The following is a 20676-nucleotide window of genomic DNA, read 5'->3' as shown; positions in this document are numbered from 1 at the left end:
TTAAAGTCAAAAAATAAATATCTAATGAAAAACCTATTTACTACCGTACTGATGGGATTGGCCTTCCTTTTAATTCCGGAAGCCTCATTTTCCCAAACCACCAATCTTATCAGTTTTAACATAAAATACGACAATACGTCTGATACGATCAATAATTGGAACAAACGTAAGGCCTCATTAGCAAAATTAATTCAGCACTATGATGCCGATATTATAGGTATTCAGGAAGGCCTGCACAATCAGGTGGATTATTTGAATAATGCCCTCAATGGTTATTCCTATGTGGGAGTGGGTCGGGACGATGGTCAGCAAAAAGGTGAATACTCGGCAATTTTCTACAATAGTGATAAATTCAAAGTGCTAAAAACGAATACCTTCTGGTTATCCGAAACCCCAGAGAAAGTATCGGTGGGTTGGGATGCCTCTTTGGAGAGAATCTGTACCTATGCCTTGTTTGAAAATGTTAGGACCAAAAAACAATTTTGGGTCTTTAACACCCATTTTGATCACAGGGGAAAGCAGGCCAGAGTAAATTCTGCCCAACTCATTTATAAAAATATTAAGGAAATAAACACTACTGACCTTCCCGTAATCCTAATGGGAGATCTAAATTTAACCCCTGACACCGAGCCTATACAATTCTTGAAAAAGAACCTGACAGATGCCTTGGAAATATCACAAAAACCTTTCTATGGACCAATAGGCACTTTTAATGGTTTTGATCAGGACAGAATTATGGAAAATAGAATAGACTATATCTTTGTAAATAATATAGACGTCCTGTCCTACACCCATATTGATGACAGAATGCCCAATAACATGCATATTTCGGACCATTTGCCCGTTTTGATGACCGTAAAGGATTAAATTGGGTCCATAACATTTGACTACTAAAGCACCTAAAAAATGTACACCCCATCCCATTACAGAAACGAAAACCTGGATGAAGTTCGGGAATTCCTTAAGCACAACAGTTTTGGCATTTTGATCAACCAGACCAATGGCCGCCCTTGGGCAACCCATATCCCTTTGGAATTGGATACAAATGCCGGAGGAGAGGATGTTTTGGTCGGGCATATCTCCAAGGCCAATCCCCAATGGAAATCTTTTGTGGATAACGAAGAAGTCTTAACCATTTTTAATGGTCCGCATAGCTACATTTCCTCATCCTGGTATAAGGAGGAGGAAGTACCTACATGGAACTATATAGCGGTACATGTCTATGGTAAAATACAAATACTAAATGATGAGGCGGTCTTGGATTCCTTGCATAAATTAGTGGACAAATACGAAAAAGCATCCACCAACCCGATTTCGATCCATAATCTGTCCCATAAAACCATGAAACAAATTAAGGGCATTGTCGGGTTCCAAATCATTATATCTGATATACAAGCAACCTATAAGTTATCGCAAACAAGGCCAGAGGACCATCCAAAAATAATCGAGGAATTACAAAAGACCAATAATCCAGGTTCCCATGATATTGCCAACATGATAAAACAAAAAAAATAATAGCAGAATAGTATTTAAAATTCTTATACACAATTAATAGAGAAATGAATCTGGATAGAGAAAAACAACTTGCAGCCAAAGAAGCCGTAAAATTTGTTAAAAGTGGAATGACCGTTGGTTTGGGTACTGGTTCCACCGCAGCCCACATGGTGAAAGAACTAGGTAGTATGGTACAAAACGGACTAGAAATAGTTGGGGTACCTTCCTCTGAAAACACCAAAAAATTGGCAACGGAAATAGGGATACCCCTTACTACCTTGGAAGAAACCAATGCTATTGATGTTTATATTGATGGTGCCGATGAATTTGATCCCTATATGCAACTTATTAAAGGAGGGGGTGGCGCCCTATTAAGGGAGAAAATATTAACCTACAATTCCGATTTGGTCATCATCATTGCAGATTCCCAGAAAGAAGTAAAAAGGTTGGGCGATTTTAAACTGCCCGTGGAAACCATTCCTTTTGCTACCAAAAAAATTGAACGGTTGCTCCAAAAAATGGGGCTACAGCCAAAATTAAGAGTAAAGGATGGGGGAAATTTTGTCACCGATGAGGGTAACTTTATTTTGGACCTTAATATTGGACACGTTTCAAATATCCAATTATTGGAAAGCAACCTAAAGCAAATTCCGGGTATTGTGGAGACCGGCCTATTTTTAGATATGGCCGATATCATAATAATTGGTAAAGGAGAAACTACCATTACCCTAAAAAAGTAAGTCGACATCACCTTCCTATATAAAGGTGCTTAGCCATAAACAGGATCCATTATTTTCATGAACATAAAACCTATAATATTAAAATTATAGGTTTTATTATTATTTATGTGAAAGAAAGTATAAATCATTAACGCACCTTGCGTATTAATTTGGCCATATAAACATATTTCATATCCCTCAACGCTATGCCATCCTGCATTGCCTTGGTGGATGCCGGCGTTGCCCCCTCAGCCCAATTAATATTTTGGTTTAGGGCCTGCTTATAATCCTTGAACATACTTACAGTCATATGCGAAGCATAAGTATCACTTCCTATTGGAGAAATAAAGCGGATTAATCCCCAATTGGCTTTACCTCCAGAATCGACTGCCTTTTGGTGGATGGGCTGAAAGATTTCCATTTCTGCTTTTTCATAAGATTCATAGTCCATTAAACCTACCTTCATCATATCCATTTGGGCTATTGTACCAATCGGCATATCAAAATCTCCCTTGGTTGTAGCTATTTCTTCTGAAAATATTCTTACCGCCAAATCCCTAGTAGTGGAGGAATGATTTAATTTTTTATTCAGATCGGCTTCGGACATGCCGGGATAGGCCGCTTTGGCCCTATCCATTAGATGTGCCCAACTGCTGCCATCCATCATCTTTACGGGATCGTTATAAACCGTTACCGTGAGATATTGGAAGTCTTGCATCTCGCCCCCTGGGCTAAGGGCCCAGAGATCCCAACCCATAATATCACCACCTTTAACGCGCTGGGCCTGAATTTTCTCCCAAAACTCTTCCGTTGCGCTATACTCCACCTCCTGCTCATTGTCTACATGCATAAACTCAAAAAGCAGATACAATTTTTCCTGGGCCACGACCGTATTGCCCACCATCAATAATGCGATAAAAATTAATAGATTTTTCATAATAATCAGGTGTTATGGATTAATAAAGTTCTTTTGGGATTATTAACTCTGCATTAGAATAATACCCCAAAAGCGAATTTGGATATAAGGCTGGCTATAACCGTATATTTTATTATATTAATCAATAAATCCCAATATATTTAGAAGGACAGGACGAATGAAGGTTACTATTGTCCGTAGATAAACTTAAATTTACCGAAGTTTTGAATTAACTAAATTAAATAGTGTGCAAATGTTTCAGTAGATGTTCCTTAAAGGATTTACTAAGGGGAATTACTTTCCTGCTTATTTCCAAATGGTTATCCGCAACTACATCCAATTTGGAAATATTCACCATATAAGATCTGTGGACCCTAAGAAACATGTGATTTTTCATTTCATTCTCCACCGCCTTAAGGGTGGTACTCACCAAATAATTTCCGGTTGAAGTAACTATATTACTATAATTCCTATCCGCTTCTATATATAAAATATCATCCAGAAGCAGTTTTACCATTTTTCCATTATGCCTAACAAAAATTCGATCCAAAAGAACCTCCAAATCGTCAGACTCCACGTTAGATCCCAAATCCTTATCCCTTATTTGATCTTCTACCAAGGCAATTGTCCGTTGCAGATTTAGACTATTAAATGGCTTTGAGATAAAAGCATGGGGGCGTGTAGCCTTGGCCTTGGTAAAAGTAGCCTCGTCGCTATTGGCCGTGAGATAAATAATGGGAATCCTTTTGTATTTCTGAATTTGTTTGGCTGCTTCAATTCCATTTATATTGCCCCTTAGGTTAATGTCCAACAAAATAATATCGGGACAATTGGTAGTAGCATGTAAAATTGCTTCCTCTCCCCTAGTTTCAATTCCCATTACCTCATAACCCAAATTGGAGAGTTGCACAGAAATATTGGCAGCGATGATCATATCATCCTCTACAATTAAAATGCGGGTCTTTTGTTCCATAATTATGCTGCTTTATGATATTGAAATTCAAAGGAAACAGAAGTTCCCTTTTCATGGTGAAGTACCATTTTGCCATCCAATTGTCTGGTTAAAAGTGATATCAATTGAGTGCCAAACCCTGTTCCATTTACCTTATTGCCATTTTGGTAACCTATACCATTGTCGGTAACTTTAAGCTCCAAATGAGCAGGCCCCTGCACAAGACCAATTGTAATTATTCCGTTTAGTTTTTTAGGAAAGGCATATTTCAAGGAATTTGTAATCAACTCGTTAACTATTAACCCTATAGGGGTTGCTATGTCTACATTTAGTTCTATCTCCTCCATGTCATAAACCATAACTATTTTTTGCCCTGCACCGTAGGATTGCAATACATAATCCCCTAAGATTTTGAAATAATTCTTCATCTCAATGCTTCCTAGATTCTTTCCCTGATACAAATTTTGATGGATCATACTCATGCTCTGAATCCGATTTTGGATTTGGAGCATATTGTCCTTTATTTTGTTGTCCTCTATATGAGTAGATTGGAGCGAAAGCAAACTGGAGACAACCTCCAAGTTATTCTTTACCCGGTGATGGATTTCCTTTATAAGAAATTCTTTTTCCTGGTTTTGTTGCTGCAGTAGTTTATTCTTTCTGCGGTTAACTCTAATAGCTACAAAGCCCAAAATCAGGAGAAACAACAATAGTCCCGTGATAGTGGAAGTTAACATCTGGTTGCTTTTTTGCTTGCGAATGGTACCCTGTTGTAGAAGTATGGTGTCTTCCTTCTGGGCAACTTCAAATTCCGTTTGCAATAGGGCTATTCGTTGATCGGATTCTGCAGTAAAGATTTCCTTTTTTAGCCCATCATACTTGGAAAATGCTTTATAGGCCTCCATATAATCATGGTCCCCGGCGTAAGCCTTTCCCAAGGCTTCATACAACTGACTCAAATAGTATTCATCTCCGAATTCGGTGGTAGCCACATCCAGGGATTTCTGAAGACTTTCTATAGCATTTTTATATTTACCCTGAAGGTTTTGCAGTTTTCCAATAGAAAGCCAAGATCTCATCAACATAAAATCATTATCCAAGATGGTGGCGTACTTAACCGCATTGTTGCCGGCACTTTCCGCCTTCCTGTACTGGCCTAGATAGGCATAGAGATCTACAAGGGATATATAAACATCACTTAAATTATTATAGAATCCGTATCGCTCACCTATTGCCAAAGAATGTTCGTAATATTTCAGCGCTTCGTCATATCTATTAAGTTCCAAGAAATTGTTGGCCACCACATACAAGGTAAAATCATAATCCAGGTCAATTATTCCCCGTTCCTCAAAAATGACAATGGATTTAATCCCGTATTTTAAACCCTTATCATATTTTGCCTGTTTCCAAAAAATATTACTTAAGTCGCTATAAGCAAGGGCCATAGCCCTTTTATCGTTTAATTCCTCCCCTAATCCCAATGCTTCCATGGCATAATCGGCGGCCTTGTCCAGCTGCCCTCGACGTTCATAAACATAGCCCAATTGTGTATTTAAAAAAGGTAGATCTTTGGTCAGTACCTTTGCTTTTGCCTCTTCCAAAACTTCTTGGGCTTCATCCAGTTTTTCCATTCGCAATAGAATGGCACCTTGGGTAATTTGAAATCTGCCATGCCAAAGCATATCATCCTTTGCCAATGTACACTTCAACCCTTCCTCGGTGAAATTTAGGGCCTTTGTTAAATTACGGGTATGCCAATAATAGGCTAGATCATTCAGTATTTCGAACTGTAGGGCATCGGATGGAGCCTGTGCATAAAAATCTTCCAATTGTTGTAGATAGGAAACTCCAAAATTATCGGTATCAACAAATACCTTTTCATATGGAGTCTCTCGATCAAAGTCTATGAGTTGACCAAATAACAAAGGGCTGCAAAGAATACTGATGAAAATTGCTATGAAGTGCTGATTGCCCATTTTTTTTAAACAATGATATATCTTAAAAATCCGGGGATGTTCAAGATACGATATTATTGGCATAAATCACAGGCTAAATAAAACTAGTTGTTCGGACATTAAAACACGGCCTCCGTCCTAATCAAATTGTTGATCAACATAAAAAACAATTAATTAGTTCAAAGTATGTAGTTATTTGAAAGTCATGAAATCACCAATGATGTTTTTAATTTTTATGGTTATAGGCTGTGTTTCATGTAAAAACAACAAGGCTCAAAAAGGCAATGAAAACCTGGAAATGTCCAGTAACAACATAATGGTTGCGACAAAAAACAACCTTGAAACAACCATTAACGCCTATCTGAACCACAAGGGAGAAAAAGAAATTGATAGTCTGGTCACCGAAGATTATTTACGAAACATGAACGGAATACCCGTTGTTACCAATAAAGCAGAGCTAAAAGCAAGACTTAAGTTATACGGTAATGGATTTCCAGACTATAATATAACCTTGAACAACAGCATTGTTTGTAATAACCAAGGCTATGTTAACTGGATATTTACAGGGACCAATACCGGTGAATTTGCCGAAGTAATGGCCACCGGCAAAAAAGTAAGAATAAGCGGATTTTCACATTTCTATTTTAATGAGGAAGGCCGAATATACCAAGAGGATATGTTTTACAATGAACTGGAATTCTTGCAACAATTGGGGTACTCGTTGGAAGCCCCTATTCTAAAGTAGTTCAACATATAAACCACTCAGTAAAATTAAATGTCTAAACCATAAAACAACAAATATCATGAGAACACTAAGAAAAACCATTTTTATTGCCCTGGCAGCTACATTATTACCACTTACAAGCACAGCACAGGGCGAAAAAAACCAAGCGTACTACGTACATGAGGACCAAGTAAAACCTTCCATGATTCAAAAATACAACCAAGTATCCAAGGATTTTATGGAAGCATGTAAAAAACATAATCTACGGGACATGAGCTGGCAGGTAGGCTCTACCGACACCGGAAGGTATTTTAACATTTCCCCTATAGAAAATATGGCGGAACTGGATAAGAACGTTATGGCCCCCTTGGCTGAAAAAATGGGAGAGGAAGCTTTTAGAAATCTTTTTAAGCGGTATAATGAATGTTATGACAAACACGGGGATTACGTTATCTATCTGAACAAAGAGCTCACCTATATGCCAGAAGGAATCAGTACCACCACCGAGGGTCAGAACTACAGAAAATGGCATTTCTTAAATGTTACCCCAAGCAACATTCAGAATCTTAAGGAAAAGCTGAAGGAATTAAAAGCCCTTTATACTTCAAAAGGATCCAAGGAGTACTATCGCATATACCACAATGGGTTTGGTAATATGGGCGATTACTATCTCGCTGTGATTTCGGCCGTAGACGCTGAAGACTATGCCAAAAAATCCAAAGAAAATGAAGCCTTATTGGGGGAAGAAGGGAAAAAGCTTTTTGATGAAGTGTTCAGCTATGTCCAAAAATACGAAACGGAGAGCGGACAGATGCATCCCGATTTAGCCTATACACCTTCAAATTAAATTCATAAACAGGTAGGCACTAGGTTTCAAAAAAACCTCAGGGTAACAAGTAGTTTGCAGATTTTCAATTTGAATTAGCAATTTCGTAAAGAAAATAGACCAAACCATTACTACAGCCCCCCTACCTGTTTTTAAAACAATTAAATAAGAGTAATAACCATTAAAAACAACAGTATGAGAACTATGAAATCTATTTTAGGAGCACTAATGATCGTTGCCCTGTTTATCCCTACTTTAGGATCTGCACAAGAAGGAAACTATTTCACGGTAACCACTTGGAAGCTAAGTATACCTGAAAATGGCACCCGGGCCGAGCTCAATGGACTTTTAAAAGAATTTACTGAAAAAATATCCTTCAAGAACGATAAGATCATCAGTGAACGGGTGCTACATCATATATCCGGGGCAGACTTACGGGATTTGGTCATCATTAGTGAACATGCCTCTTGGAACGACATTGATGCCGCTTCCAATATGCAAAATGAATTAATCAATAAAGCCTGGCCCAAGGAGGAAGATCGCAATGCCTTTTTTAAGTCCTGGAATAAATACGTGATTACCCATTCTGACGAGATATATCAAGAAAATCCGGAATTGACCAAAAAATAGTATTGGTTCAAAACCTGACGGGAGTTATAATCCCGTCAGGTACAAATAAAAAACTAAAGCGTCATGAAAAAATATATAATTATTGGGCTTGCAGTAGTTTTTATAACGGCCTGTCAAGAAAAGGCACCACAACGTTACACTCAAAATTCTCCTGAAATTAATACCGTAAAGAAATTGATAGGCAATTACAATAATAAAACCTATGACGCCAGTATCTATGCCGATACTTCAAAGACTTATTACAATGCCAAGGAAAACCCTTTGTCGCCGAAAGAGGTAATTGCCTACCACAAAGAAAGGGATATGGCCTATTCCAATAGAAGTTTCCTTGATAAGGACCAAGAATATGAAATGGTGCTCACTGATGATGGCGAAACATGGGTAAATTGTTGGTTGGACTGGCAAGGTACCCTTGCAGGAAATGATCAGGTAGTCAATATCCCTATCCACTTAACATATCGTTTCGCAGATGGCAAAATTGTTCGGGAAGTTGGGATGTGGGATCCCACCGCGATAATGCATGCCCTTCAGGAAATGGAGATGAAAAACAGCATGTCCGCCGATGAAAAAGCTATACAGACTACCATAGACAATGTCACCAAGGCTTGGAATGCAAATGACAAGGAATTAATGTACGCCAATTTGGCCAAAAATGTCACGAGAACGGCCAATGGGGTCACCATCGCCAAAAAACAATCCGATTACGGAGACTTTATGGATATCTACCACAACGCATTTCCTGATTTTAAGGTAAGCTTGGACAAAACGGTCATTGATGGCAATAAGGCCTATCTCAACTGGACATGTACCGGGACCAACAAAGGTGAATTCATGGGAAACCCGCCTACCAACAAAAAAATTAAAACCCATGGTTTTAGTGTTTGGATGTTCGACAAGGCAAACAAGGCCATTAGAGAGGATGCCTTTTATGACAATCTCGTAGTTTACGAACAGTTGGGGTATTCAATGCCCATGCCAAAATAAAAAACCCAGCAAAGCTAATAACACAATGAACGCTAAATGGAATTTAACAGTTGGTTTCTTAATAGTTGTCCTGACAACAAACTTAAGTTGCAAGGAAAAAATTATCAAAGAAAAAGCGGAGCTGCCAAAACACACTACAGAAAAGGAAATTCCCGAATATTTTCTACTCCGTCCTGAAGTCGAGAAGGCCTATGGCTACTCACATGCCGTAAAAATAGGGAACGAAATAAAGATTTCCGGAGCAGTGAGTATGGACGATGAAGGCAACCCGACCGCAATAGGTGATCTTGAACAGCAAATGAAAAATTGTTACTCCGATTTGGAAAAGGTTTTAGCGCACTATGGATGCACCTTCGATGATGTGGTGGTAGAAAATGTTTTCACCACTAACATGCCCAAGTTTCTAGAAGTTGCCGCCTATAGAAATGAGATTTATAAAAATCAATATCCAACAGGTTCTTGGCTAGGCGTCAAGGAACTGGCACTTCCGGAATTTATGATCGAAATAGAATTGGAGGTTCATAAAGCGGAATAATATTAAGGTAAATCAAAAAAATCATGATTAAACCAACTATGCTTTAAGCCTGTATTGTATTCTGAAAACCAAATGGTTACTTCGGTACCTATTATTAACGACCCCTAGTATAAAGCCATTAAAAATCGGTATACCGTTTTGGAACCAATTATATTGTCGATGCCAATAACCCTATAAAACAAATCTTAAATCCCAATATTATTCATGATTTAAAAACAAAGTACTAAATTGAAAGAGATTGCATTACCCTCCCCCATAGAATAAAATATAAAATCCACAATTGAACCCACTAGAATAGAAAAATAACAAATTTTAAATGGTTTATTATTGGTTGCATCTATTATATATTTTTATAGGTTCCAAATTATTCTGGAAGGAAGTTGATCTTACTTCAAATCAAACAAGAAAACGAAGGGTAAGCATTTTAGATTGCGACACCTTCAGGTATATGTCCAATGCCAAGTACGCTTATTATATGGACTTCATTCGATTTGAAAAAATGTTTCGGTCAAAACTATTTGATAATACTGTAAAAAAAGGGATGTATGCTGTTTTAGGGTCTCAAAAAATCATCTATAAAAAACCTTTAAAAATGTGGTCAACATTCACAATCACCCTTATCCTGGAAGGATGGGATGACAAATGGGTATATCACAGTCAGGTTTTTGAACAAAATAACCAAGTGTGTGCCATTGGCTATACAAAAGCCGCTTTTTGGAAAGGCAAGAAAGCACAGGATTTAGAGATGATATTTAAAAATTGTGGTGTTACAATTAATGAAATGAAAATTTCAGAAGAAATACAGGACATATTTAATAGTGATTACCAACTTTTAAAAAATACAACTGACATATTAACCTAAATACTATGCATCATGGAAACAACAACACAGGTTACAGTAGATCCCTCAAAAATTATGCAGGTCGGTACCGGATTTTTCGGCACAAAGACCTTGCTCACGGCAGTGAATATGGAACTATTTACCGTTTTGGCCAAACGGGAATTATCTGGCAAGGATATTCAATCCGTACTAGGTTTACATTCGCGAAGTCTTTATGATTTTTTGGATGCATTGGTAGCCATGGACTTTTTAAAAAGAAAAGGAATAAAGGAAAGTGCCCTTTACAGCAATGCAGAGGATACCAATTTCTTTCTGGACAAGAACAAACCAAGTTATATGGGGGGTATGCTGGAAATGTGCAACAACCGTCTGTACCCCTTTTGGAATGATTTGGAGGATGGGTTAAAAACAGGATTGCCGCAAAATGAAACTAAAAATGGCGGGAAACCCATTTTTGAAGCGGTCTATGCTGATCCTAAGAAACTACGGGAATTTGTTGGAGCTATGGCCGGGGTACAAATGGGAAATTTTATAGAATTTGCCAAAGTATTTAATTTTTCGAATTACAAAACCCTGTGCGATATTGGTGGGGCGGGAGGATTTTTAGCGGCTCACGTTGCCATGAACAATCAACATATGCAATGTACATCCATGGATCTGCCCCAGGTAGAACCTATTGCAAAGGAAAACGTCCGGAATATGGGTTTAAAGGATAAGGTGAAAATTACCTCAGGGGATTTCTTTTCGGATGATTTTCCAAAATCGGACATAATTACCATGGGTAACATTTTACATGACTGGGGTACCAAGGATAAAAAGACCCTTATAAAAAAAGCATATAATGCCCTACCTAAAGATGGTGCCTTTGTCGTCATCGAAAATATTATAGATAATGATAGAAGTAAAAATGCCTTTGGCCTTTTAATGTCCTTGAATATGCTAATTGAGACAGAAGAAGGCTATGATTTCTCCTTTTCAGATTTTGACAAAATGGTCAAGGAAGCCGGATTTAAATCAACTTCAATAATGCCATTGAAAGGACCAACAAGTGCGGCGATAGCCATAAAATAAAAACATGCTGTAATTATGAGAACGGTATTTTTATTCACCAACATTTTTTTGGCTTGTTTAGTTTCCTGTGCGGAAAATCAACAATCAAAATTGGAAACGGAGCCTACATCCACCTATATGGATTACTCCAACAGCGAAGATCAATTTACAGGCGGTATTAATATGATACCAATCACTACACCCAAAGGTACTTTTAAGGTATGGACCAAACGGGTAGGTAACAATCCAAAAATGAAAGTTTTATTGCTTCATGGCGGTCCAGGGGGTACACACGAATTTTTTGAATGTTTTGATGGTTATTTGCCGAAGGAAGAAATTGAATATATTTATTATGACCAACTGGATTCCTATTATAGCGACAAGCCCAATGACTCCACTCTTTGGACTACAGAACATTTTGTTGAGGAGGTGGAACAAGTTAGAAAAGCCCTAAACCTAAATAAAGATAACTTTTATCTTCTTGGGCAATCTTGGGGCGGTATCTTGGGAATGGAATATGCCTTAAAATATCAGGATAATTTAAAAGGACTTATTATTTCCAATATGATGGCCAGCATCCCAGAATATGAGAAGTATGCCGCTGAAGTTCTAGGTCCACAATTGCCCCCTGATGTCTATAAGGAAATCAAGGCTATGGAGGCGAATAATGATTTTGAAAATCCCAAATATTCGGAACTCGTAACACAAAATTACTATACGGAACACTTTTTAAGATTGCCTGTGGATAAATGGCCAGAATCCATTAATAGGGCCATGGCCCACCTCAACCCCAATATTTATGTTTTTATGCAAGGATATAGTGAATTTGGGGTAACTGGAAATGCATCCCTAAAGGGTTGGGATGTCTCCGAGAGATTAAAGACAATTACAGTTCCTACCTTGGTTATAGGTGCTACCCATGATACCATGGATCCAAAATACATGGAATGGATGTCCAATGAATTGCCCAAGGGTCGATTTTTGCTATGCCCAAATGGCAGCCATTTATCGCAATACGATGACCAAAAGACCTATTTCAATGGATTGATAAGATTCATTAAAGATGTTGACGACAATAATTTTTAATTAAAAAGAACCGTCATGAATAATTTCAATTCTTCAATAGAGGCTTTTCTCTATTGGGAAAAGGAAACACCAAGTTACCCGTTCTTGATTCAGAATTTTGAGAGCCATCAAAAGACCATCTCATATTCCGATGCCGGGATTGAAATGAGAAAATTAGCCTCTTATTTATTAAAATTAGGTCTTCCTGAAAAAAGTCATATTGCCTTGCTGTCCAAAAATTGCCCCCACTGGATTATGGCAGATTTGGCCATATCCATGGCAGGATTTATTTCCATTCCAATTTATCCCACCTTAACTTCTAAAGGGATAAACCAAATTTTAACACATAGTGAATCCAAAGCAATCATTGTTGGCAAATTGGATGATTTTGAATCTCAGAAAGAAGGCATTCCCAATATTCCCATTATCAGTGTTAAAACATTTGGAGGAAATACAGGTAAATCTTGGGAAGACATTATGAACCAGGAATTGGAGTTGATGGATTTGAATAGACCTAAAACTGAAGACCTTCGAACTATTATTTACACCTCCGGAACTACGGGACAACCTAAAGGAGTAATGCATACTTCAGGGAATTTCACCAATAGTTCAACTACATTTACACAGGTTATAAATCTCCCAAAAAATCCCAAATTTTTTTCTTATTTGCCCTTGGCACATGTTGCGGAACGTGCTTTTTGTAATGGAATACTTTTTTATGGCGGCCAGATAACCTTTCCTTATTCCTTGGAAACATTCGCCGGGAACTTAGAAAAATTACAACCGGATATTTTCTTTGGCGTACCTAGAATTTGGACCAAATTTCAAGAAAAAATTTTGGAAAGCCTTCCACAAAGGAAATTGTCCTTACTATTATCCATCCCATTCGTAAACAAATCAGTAAAGAAAAAAATCCAGACCAAATTGGGATTGTCCAACGCATCATTCATTGCCTCGGCGGCTGCACCCATTGCTAGCAGTTTGGTTAAATGGTATAATACTATTGGTATCACCATTCAACAAGCCTATGGTATGACGGAAGATTGTTGTATTTCACATGCCAATTTATCCAATCAAAGTAAAATAGGTACTGTAGGCAAAGCATTGGAAGGGGTGAAAATTAAATTTTCTGAGGAAGGTGAAATTTTAATTTTAAATAACTGTCTTTTTAAAGGTTATTTTAAAGAACCAGAGATAACAGCAACAGTTTTTGATGAAGAAGGATATTTTAAAACCGGGGATATTGGCGAATACGACCATGAAGGTTATTTAACCATCACCGGCAGGGTAAAAGATCAATTTAAAACCGATAAAGGTAAATACATATCCCCTGCCCCCATTGAACTGCAAATTTCAAAAAATACGGACATTGAACAGATCTGCGTTGTTGGCACCGGTATACCTCAGCCTATAGCTTTAGTGACGGTCTCATCCTTAGGGAAGTCCAAATCTAAAGATGATCTAAGCAAAAGTTTGTATCAATCTATTTTGGAAATTAATCCAAGTCTGCAAAAACATGAGAAAATAGCCAAAGTGGTAGTAATGCAAGAGGAATGGAATGTAGCTAATGGATTCTCCACTCCGTCGTTAAAAATAAAAAGGAACAGTTTGGAAAGGGTATTCCAGCCCTTATATAAAACTTGGTTCGAAGCCGAGCAAAATGTGATTTTTAAATCCTAATAATATTTCAGTTCTATAAACCAATACTATTAAGAATGTAGATGAAGGTGGTATATTTATGATATAGATATATTGACCGTTTTGTATAAGGAAGGGATGTGTTTTCTACCTCATACCCCAACAAAAACTTTTTTCTTTTGGGAAGTATATACCCAAAAAGCAATAGTAATGGTCAAGGTTATTAGTGTACCTCCTATATAAGAAATTTCGTTTGGCAATTGGAAACCTTCCGGGGCAATTAAAATATAGGTACTACACACCATTGTCATAAAAATTGCCGGCAAAAGGGTAACCCAATATGCCTTGTTTTCATAGATTAGATAGGCAGTTATAGTCCAAAGTACGATCATGGCCAGGGTTTGGTTGCTCCATGCAAAATAACGCCATATAATTCCAAAATCGATCTGAGTCAGTATAAAGGCAATGACAAACAAAGGCAAACTTATAAGTAGCCTGTTCACTATTTTCTTTTGGTTGGACTTAAATATATCGGATAGTATTAAACGAGCAGACCTGAAGGCGGTATCGCCAGATGTAATGGGTGCAGCCACAATTCCCAATAAAGCCAGTACTCCCCCTATTTGGCCCAACATGTTAAGCGATATTTCGTTGGCCGCCCAAGCTGCATTGTTGTTATTGGCTATCATAGCACCGTTTAAACCTTCTACATTGCCAAAAAACGTCATAGCAGCCGCAGCCCATATCAAGGCTACGATGCCCTCTGTGACCATAGTACCGTAAAATATCTTTCTCCCTAGAGTTTCGTTCTTCATACAGCGCGCCATTAGTGGGGATTGGGTTGCATGGAAACCGGAAATAGCACCACATGCAATGGTTATAAAAAGAATAGGAAACAAGGGTGTTGCCTCTGGATCGCTGGTCATATTTCTTAAATTCCCTGGTACCAATTCGGGAATATTATAGTCTCCAAAAAAAAGTGCAAATAGCAGTCCTATTGCCATTAGCAACATAGCCACTCCGAATATTGGGTAGAGCTTGCTTATTAATTTATCTATAGGCAATAAAGTAGACAGAATATAGTAAACCAAAATAATGGCTACCCAAATCCAAACATTCCACATATTCCCTGTCATACCATCTATTATTTTCGCCGGACCTACCAAAAAGACGGTCCCAACAAATATTAAAAGCACTACCGAGAAAAGACGCATAAACTGTTTTGCAGTAGGTCCAAGGTATATCCCGACCACTTCACTAATGCTCAATCCATCGTGTCTTATAGACAACATTCCTGAAAAATAGTCATGAACTGCCCCTGCAAATATGCTTCCTAAAACGATCCACAAAAAGGCCGCTGGTCCAAACATGGCTCCTGCGATAGCGCCAAAAATTGGCCCCAAGCCTGCTATATTCAAAAATTGGATCAGAAAAACCTTCCAAGTGGGCAATGTCATAAAATCTACATCATCCCTAAGCCTAACGGCCGGGGTTTCCCTATCCTTATCCACGCCAAATATCCGTTCCATAAACTTGCCGTAGGTAAAATAACCCAGTATTAAAACTCCAATTGATAATAAAAATGATATCATCTAAAAAATTTTATAATTTTAATTTTATCACAAACGTTATACCCCTGATGCCCCTATTCCATTTCCTCCAAAAATTCGGCTACAATATAAGCGTATATATGGTTACCCGACTCGGCAAAGCGTAAAAGCTGTGCGTTAATATCAGGGTTGGTCATTGCAATATTTTCAATGGCCGAAAGATATAATTTCAACTGATTTTTTGTCATTATCTCCAAATTGCTGGCCAATAACACCAAAACCTCAAGCGGAGCTTCCTGAATATGATTCAGCAACAAGCTTCTATTATTTATATCAACCTCGGCAAAGCTCTCCCAAAAAGGTCTTTGTAAGCTTTCGCTTTCCCAGAACAATTTAGGAAGATTTTGTACAATATAAGTACGTACCAAGGGAATACCTAATTTAAAGATTTGTACTATTCGATCCTTATAATCAAGATACTCCGATTCGCTCAAAGAATTAAGGGCATACATTTGATAATCCACCTCGCTGCTCATGAGCATGTAACCCTTTAATTTATTATCGAACATGGAGGTGGTATATTCCTGTAGCTCTGCCTTAATTGGTCCATGTGCAATATTCCAAGCAACATAACAGGAATAGAGCGCTCCATCTACCACAGATTCCTTTACCTCTGCTATGGTGGCACCCGCTATGGCATCTACACCATCCAATTCGGACTCTTTTGGTTTTAAAACCAACTCATCAATTTTCTTTCTTTTCAGAATTGAATTGTCATCCATTAATAAATGGTGCAATTTTTCATAATCCTGTTCCAAGAATTCCACATGGTCATGTTTTGTCAATGTCTGGCCCTCCACCTTATCATAACCCGCATACGCTCCTAATAAATTCCAATAAAGTGTAATATACATTAACCTGCATTCCCCATCCGCACAGACCGGAGTGCAAATATCAGCTGTATAAAGTACTGGTCTATTCTGCTGGGTAACCAGAATATCAATATTTTGATTACCCATGGTCTCTACCTCAATAAAAAATGGAGTTGGTTTATTTTTTAACACCACACCCTCCTGCCATTCCATTGCAAAGAACTCCGGTTTTTTGCTCAAAGTTTTATTTTGCTCATCAATGCTGTAGTTCCTGACCAATTTTTGGGTCGATAAAAGTCCGAATCCGCAAATTAATATGGTGACAACTATTATTTTCATGATAATTTACTTACTCCTTTTATGGAATGGGAACAGTTACATGGATCTTTTAAAGGTTAACCCTACTATTTCTTGGATTCTGGAATAGGGGTATATTTTTGATTTTCAATTAAATCCATATATTCATCCAAATACCCCGTATAAATATCCCTAGGGTTTACATCGTACTTTTTACAAAGTGATGCTGCAAAACCTACAGCTGCCCCCATTTGCCCTGTTGTCCTCATAACCCTTGGTCCACCCAGGCCAACATGGCTGGTACTGAAATTTCTTCCGGCCATAAATAAATTACTTATATTTTTGGAATACAAGCTTCGGTAAGGGATATAATATTTAGGAGTCTTATAAAAAAGGGCCTCGGAAATAAAGTCAGGATTTTTCTCATCCTCCAACACCGTCTGATAATGTACGTCTACCTCCCTGGTTTCCTCAACAACACCATCGGGAAAAGTGCGGCCAGATTTGGCATCGTTCAATGTAAAAATATAATCCCCGACCAATCTGCGGGATTCGCGTTTACCAACTAGATAAGATACCCATTCCAATTTTCGATGGGCATGTTCAGGTAGTTTTTTCGCGTTACCAAAAGAACCATATATAGCTCTTAGCATATGATCGCGGATTTCCTCGGCATCGTCTATTTGATTAAGATCATTACGGCTAAACTCCCACTGCCATTCCCCTTTCACCTTGGCATAATCCCTAGCCACTGGCATTGCCCAAGGTACCTCTGGAAATTCTGCCACTTCTTCTGCCTCATAGGAACGCCAAAGTACGGAAGATCCCATCACGGCATTATCTGGCTGTTTCGGACTCCATAATTCCCCATGCTCTTTCCATTCTTCCCCGTATTGGTCCACACTTTCCCTACCATAAGAAAATTCTGCTCCGGCCCAAAAACCTATCCAACCATCTCCGGTTGAATCTACAAATAGCGGGGCCTCAAAGCGAATGCGTTCCGCTGATGCAGTTTGACGTGCATCCACATAACTGATTTTATTTTCAACTGCTTTTGCATCATAGGCCCTCCAATTTAAAAAGAGGGAAATATTCTCGTAACTTTTTACATTGTTATCCCTTTTTATTTGGTCGTTATGTGCTTCGGGAGAGCCATTGGGATAATGTTCCGTATCCAACTTTTTTAGGATCCGTTCAAAATTGCCATATATACCCAGAGTGTGTACCCTAATTTCACTACTGGCATTACCTCCCAAAACAGGTCGGTCATGAATTAGCGCAACCTGAAGCCCTTGCTCTGCTGCCGCTATAGCCGCTGCGCAACCAGCAATTCCTCCACCAACAACAACTAAATCATATTTCTTGGTGATTTTGGGTGCCAACGGCTCCATAACTACAGTTTTCCTCCAAGTAGCCAACTTTTTCATGGATGAAGGTGGTTCAACGTCAGAAGTAGTAAAATAGATGGCATCACATCGACCATTAAAACCTGTAAGGTCTACAAGTTCCAAAATATTCTTTTTATTCGTTATCTGAACAGCTCCGGCATACTCCCAACCCCATCCAGAACGGAGGCCTAATGTATTTTCTAACACCAAGCCATTCACCTTTATCTGGAATTTTCCCGGTGCTTCCCATTCTCCCGGTACCCAATTCTTGGTTCGTACCCAAACCTTATATTCTCCATTCTTTTTAAAATTTACCTGGGTTTGCGCATTTTCCACAGGTACACCCATGCCATGGGCCAGGAGATAGGAAGAACCCATTTGTTCAATGAATTGAGGATCAACGACCCACCCCCCTTTTTCGTCAAAACTTTCCGCTTCCAGTAACAAATCTTGGGATATCATAAAATTTATACCGAAGAAGCACAAAATCAGAACTAAATATTTCATAAAAATTTATTTTAATTGTTTTAAAAACACTTGTTTGTCATGGAGACAATAGGATCTCAAATTCAGTCTCTATTTCCTGGGTAAATTAGACAAAATTTTACTTATACTCCAATTGCGAAGTTACCTTACAATCTTTATCGGCAACAATCCTGATGCATAAAGACTATAAAGTATCGCGGAAATTGTAGAAAACAAAAGAGAAGAAATTGTTTCAATTCACTTATTTTACGGCATAACGTTCAAAATAAAGGCAGTTGGCAAGGCAAAACCCGATCAACATGTCCACAACCCAAAGTATCTAAATCTAGATGATTTTATTATCCCTTGGGCAACACCCAGCCGTTATGGTAATGGGCATTTATCAAAGCATTTGAACTGTCATCTGAAAATTGGCCTTCATAATTGTCCCAGTAAATTCTGTTACCGGTTTTAAAGGCAATATTACCCATGTGGCATACCAAGGCCGCATCATACCCAACTTTTAATGGGGCTTTTAATTGGGAAGCATCACGGGATTTTACCGCCTCAATAAAATTTACGGTGTGTTTGTCCAGACCGTTGCCTTTGTTTTGTTGTAACGTTATGCTTTGCATCTTATCTTTTTCGGCAATTACCTCCCAACCATTACGGTCCAAAACAAGGGTGCCATTATTACCAATAAACGAGATTCCGTGATTGCGTCCGTAATTACCATTATCTATCCCTGTAGCATGTTCCCATAAGATGGAAAAACCATCATACTCATAAACGGTCTGCAATGTATCCGGAGTTTCTGAAGCATCATTGGGATAGGCAAACTTACCTCCCAAAGCCATCACCGATTTTGGAGTGTTGGCCTTCATTCCATATAGTGCATAGTCCATGAGGTGCACTCCCCAATCTGTCATTAATCCTCCTGCATAATCCCAGTACCATCTAAAATTAAAATGGAACCTATTGGCATTAAAAGGTTTCTTGGGTGCTGGCCCCAACCACATATCATAATCCACTCCAGCAGGAGTAGCGGTATCCAGCAAAACAGGAATAGACCCCATCCAACCTTGGTAGGCCCAAGCTTTTGCCAAGCGAATTTCTCCTAATTTTCCGGAATGGACAAAGTCTATGGCATCCACGAAATGGGGCTGACTCCTTTGCCATTGCCCTATTTGCACCATTCGATCACTTGCCTGTACAGAACTTAACATAAGGTTACATTCCTCTATGGAATTGGCCAAAGGTTTTTCGCAATACACATCTTTCCCTGCCTTTACAGCATCTGAAAGTTGTAGGCAATGCCAATGATCCGGAGTGCCAATAATTACCACATCAACATCCTTATCCTCCAATAATTTTCTATAGTCCTTGTATAACTTTGGTTTTTTTATTCCTGCCTTTTCCAAATCGGCCGTTCTCTTTTTCAGTACACTATCATCCACATCACAAAGGGCTACAACCTCAATTTCGCTCATTTTAAGCATGGAACTCAAATCGCTAAATCCCATGCCATTGCAACCGATCAACCCCACCCCGATTTTGTCGTTTGGACTAATATTCCTTCTAATGGAAGCCAATAGGTCCATTGGAATTAAAAATGCAGCCCCTGTACCCATGGCCAAAAGGGAGCTCTTTTTTATGAATTTTCTTCTATTCTGTATCATGGTAATATGGAATTTATAAACCCTTAATGTACAAAATATTATAACAAAAAAGCACCAACTTTTGGTTGGTGCTTTTTAAATCATTCAGGAAAAAAA

19 protein-coding genes are annotated in these 20676 nt (G+C 38.4%); 12 read left to right on the top strand and 7 right to left on the bottom strand.

Translation table 11 applies throughout. The annotated features are described in order from the left end of the window. Nucleotides 1-24: 24 nt before the first annotated feature. The 3 genes from MWU82_RS09900 to rpiA are packed head-to-tail and all read left to right on the top strand — an operon-like array spanning nt 25 to nt 2234. The gene (locus MWU82_RS09900; protein ID WP_247096250.1) at nt 25-867 is read left to right on the top strand and encodes an endonuclease/exonuclease/phosphatase family protein; all 843 of its coding nucleotides are present in this window, start codon (nt 25-27) and stop codon (nt 865-867) included. 39 nt (nt 868-906) lie between these two features. Further along, entirely contained in the window at nt 907-1515 is a 609-nt protein-coding gene (locus MWU82_RS09895; RefSeq protein ID WP_247096249.1) for an FMN-binding negative transcriptional regulator, read from the top strand. Between the two features lie 44 nt (nt 1516-1559). Further along, entirely contained in the window at nt 1560-2234 is a 675-nt protein-coding gene (gene rpiA, locus MWU82_RS09890) for a ribose-5-phosphate isomerase RpiA (protein WP_215947498.1), read from the top strand. A 127-nt stretch (nt 2235-2361) separates the two neighbouring features. Here rpiA and MWU82_RS09885 read toward each other — a convergent pair whose 3' ends face one another. From MWU82_RS09885 to MWU82_RS09875, 3 genes are all read right to left on the bottom strand, one after another. Further along, nucleotides 2362-3150, bottom strand: a complete 789-nt coding sequence (locus MWU82_RS09885) for a hypothetical protein (protein ID WP_247096248.1) — start codon at nt 3148-3150, stop codon at nt 2362-2364. A gap of 217 nt (nt 3151-3367) precedes the next feature. Beyond that, entirely contained in the window at nt 3368-4102 is a 735-nt protein-coding gene (locus MWU82_RS09880; RefSeq protein WP_247096247.1) for a response regulator, read from the bottom strand. Nucleotides 4103-4104: 2 nt separating this feature from the next. After that, entirely contained in the window at nt 4105-6057 is a 1953-nt protein-coding gene (locus MWU82_RS09875; protein WP_247096246.1) for a tetratricopeptide repeat protein, read from the bottom strand. 184 nt (nt 6058-6241) lie between these two features. On the opposite strand from MWU82_RS09875, the gene MWU82_RS09870 reads away from it, so the two are divergent. The 9 genes from MWU82_RS09870 (at nt 6242) to MWU82_RS09830 (ending at nt 14371) form a co-directional block, all read left to right on the top strand. Beyond that, nucleotides 6242-6781, top strand: coding sequence for an ester cyclase (locus tag MWU82_RS09870; protein ID WP_247096245.1), 540 nt, complete (start codon nt 6242-6244; stop codon nt 6779-6781). Between the two features lie 58 nt (nt 6782-6839). After that, complete coding sequence (locus tag MWU82_RS09865) at nt 6840-7607, top strand: hypothetical protein (RefSeq protein ID WP_247096244.1); 768 nt, start codon at nt 6840-6842, stop codon at nt 7605-7607. A 174-nt stretch (nt 7608-7781) separates the two neighbouring features. Then, nucleotides 7782-8216 carry a hypothetical protein gene (locus tag MWU82_RS09860; protein ID WP_215947504.1) on the top strand — a complete coding sequence of 145 codons (435 nt, stop codon included), beginning with the start codon at nt 7782-7784 and terminating at the stop codon, nt 8214-8216. A 63-nt stretch (nt 8217-8279) separates the two neighbouring features. After that, nucleotides 8280-9200: an ester cyclase gene (locus MWU82_RS09855; RefSeq protein ID WP_215947505.1), complete on the top strand. Its 921-nt coding sequence runs from the start codon at nt 8280-8282 to the stop codon at nt 9198-9200. Nucleotides 9201-9225: 25 nt separating this feature from the next. After that, on the top strand, nt 9226-9735 hold the full coding sequence (locus MWU82_RS09850; RefSeq protein WP_247096243.1) for a RidA family protein: 510 nt from the start codon (nt 9226-9228) through the stop codon (nt 9733-9735). Nucleotides 9736-10051: 316 nt separating this feature from the next. Then, complete coding sequence (locus tag MWU82_RS09845; RefSeq protein ID WP_281502419.1) at nt 10052-10597, top strand: acyl-CoA thioesterase; 546 nt, start codon at nt 10052-10054, stop codon at nt 10595-10597. Between the two features lie 12 nt (nt 10598-10609). Continuing rightward, nucleotides 10610-11647, top strand: a complete 1038-nt coding sequence (locus MWU82_RS09840) for an acetylserotonin O-methyltransferase (RefSeq protein ID WP_247096241.1) — start codon at nt 10610-10612, stop codon at nt 11645-11647. A gap of 15 nt (nt 11648-11662) precedes the next feature. Further along, on the top strand, nt 11663-12712 hold the full coding sequence (locus MWU82_RS09835; protein ID WP_247096240.1) for a proline iminopeptidase-family hydrolase: 1050 nt from the start codon (nt 11663-11665) through the stop codon (nt 12710-12712). Nucleotides 12713-12727: 15 nt separating this feature from the next. Next, complete coding sequence (locus MWU82_RS09830; RefSeq protein WP_247096239.1) at nt 12728-14371, top strand: AMP-binding protein; 1644 nt, start codon at nt 12728-12730, stop codon at nt 14369-14371. A gap of 110 nt (nt 14372-14481) precedes the next feature. Here MWU82_RS09830 and MWU82_RS09825 read toward each other — a convergent pair whose 3' ends face one another. The 4 genes from MWU82_RS09825 to MWU82_RS09810 form a co-directional block, all read right to left on the bottom strand. After that, on the bottom strand, nt 14482-15921 hold the full coding sequence (locus tag MWU82_RS09825; RefSeq protein WP_247096238.1) for a carbon starvation protein A: 1440 nt from the start codon (nt 15919-15921) through the stop codon (nt 14482-14484). Nucleotides 15922-15974: 53 nt separating this feature from the next. Next, nucleotides 15975-17090, bottom strand: coding sequence for a hypothetical protein (locus MWU82_RS09820; RefSeq protein ID WP_215947513.1), 1116 nt, complete (start codon nt 17088-17090; stop codon nt 15975-15977). Nucleotides 17091-17155: 65 nt separating this feature from the next. Then, on the bottom strand, nt 17156-18943 hold the full coding sequence (locus MWU82_RS09815) for an FAD-dependent oxidoreductase (protein WP_215947514.1): 1788 nt from the start codon (nt 18941-18943) through the stop codon (nt 17156-17158). Nucleotides 18944-19260: 317 nt separating this feature from the next. After that, the gene (locus MWU82_RS09810; protein ID WP_247096237.1) at nt 19261-20580 is read right to left on the bottom strand and encodes a Gfo/Idh/MocA family oxidoreductase; all 1320 of its coding nucleotides are present in this window, start codon (nt 20578-20580) and stop codon (nt 19261-19263) included. Between the last annotated feature and the right edge of the window lie 96 nt (nt 20581-20676).

The organism is Arenibacter sp. S6351L (assembly GCF_023016025.1).
GTDB lineage: Bacteria > Bacteroidota > Bacteroidia > Flavobacteriales > Flavobacteriaceae > Arenibacter > Arenibacter algicola_B.
The sequence above is the reverse complement of the archived record's forward strand: the minus strand, read 5'-3'. Positions and strand labels throughout refer to the sequence as shown.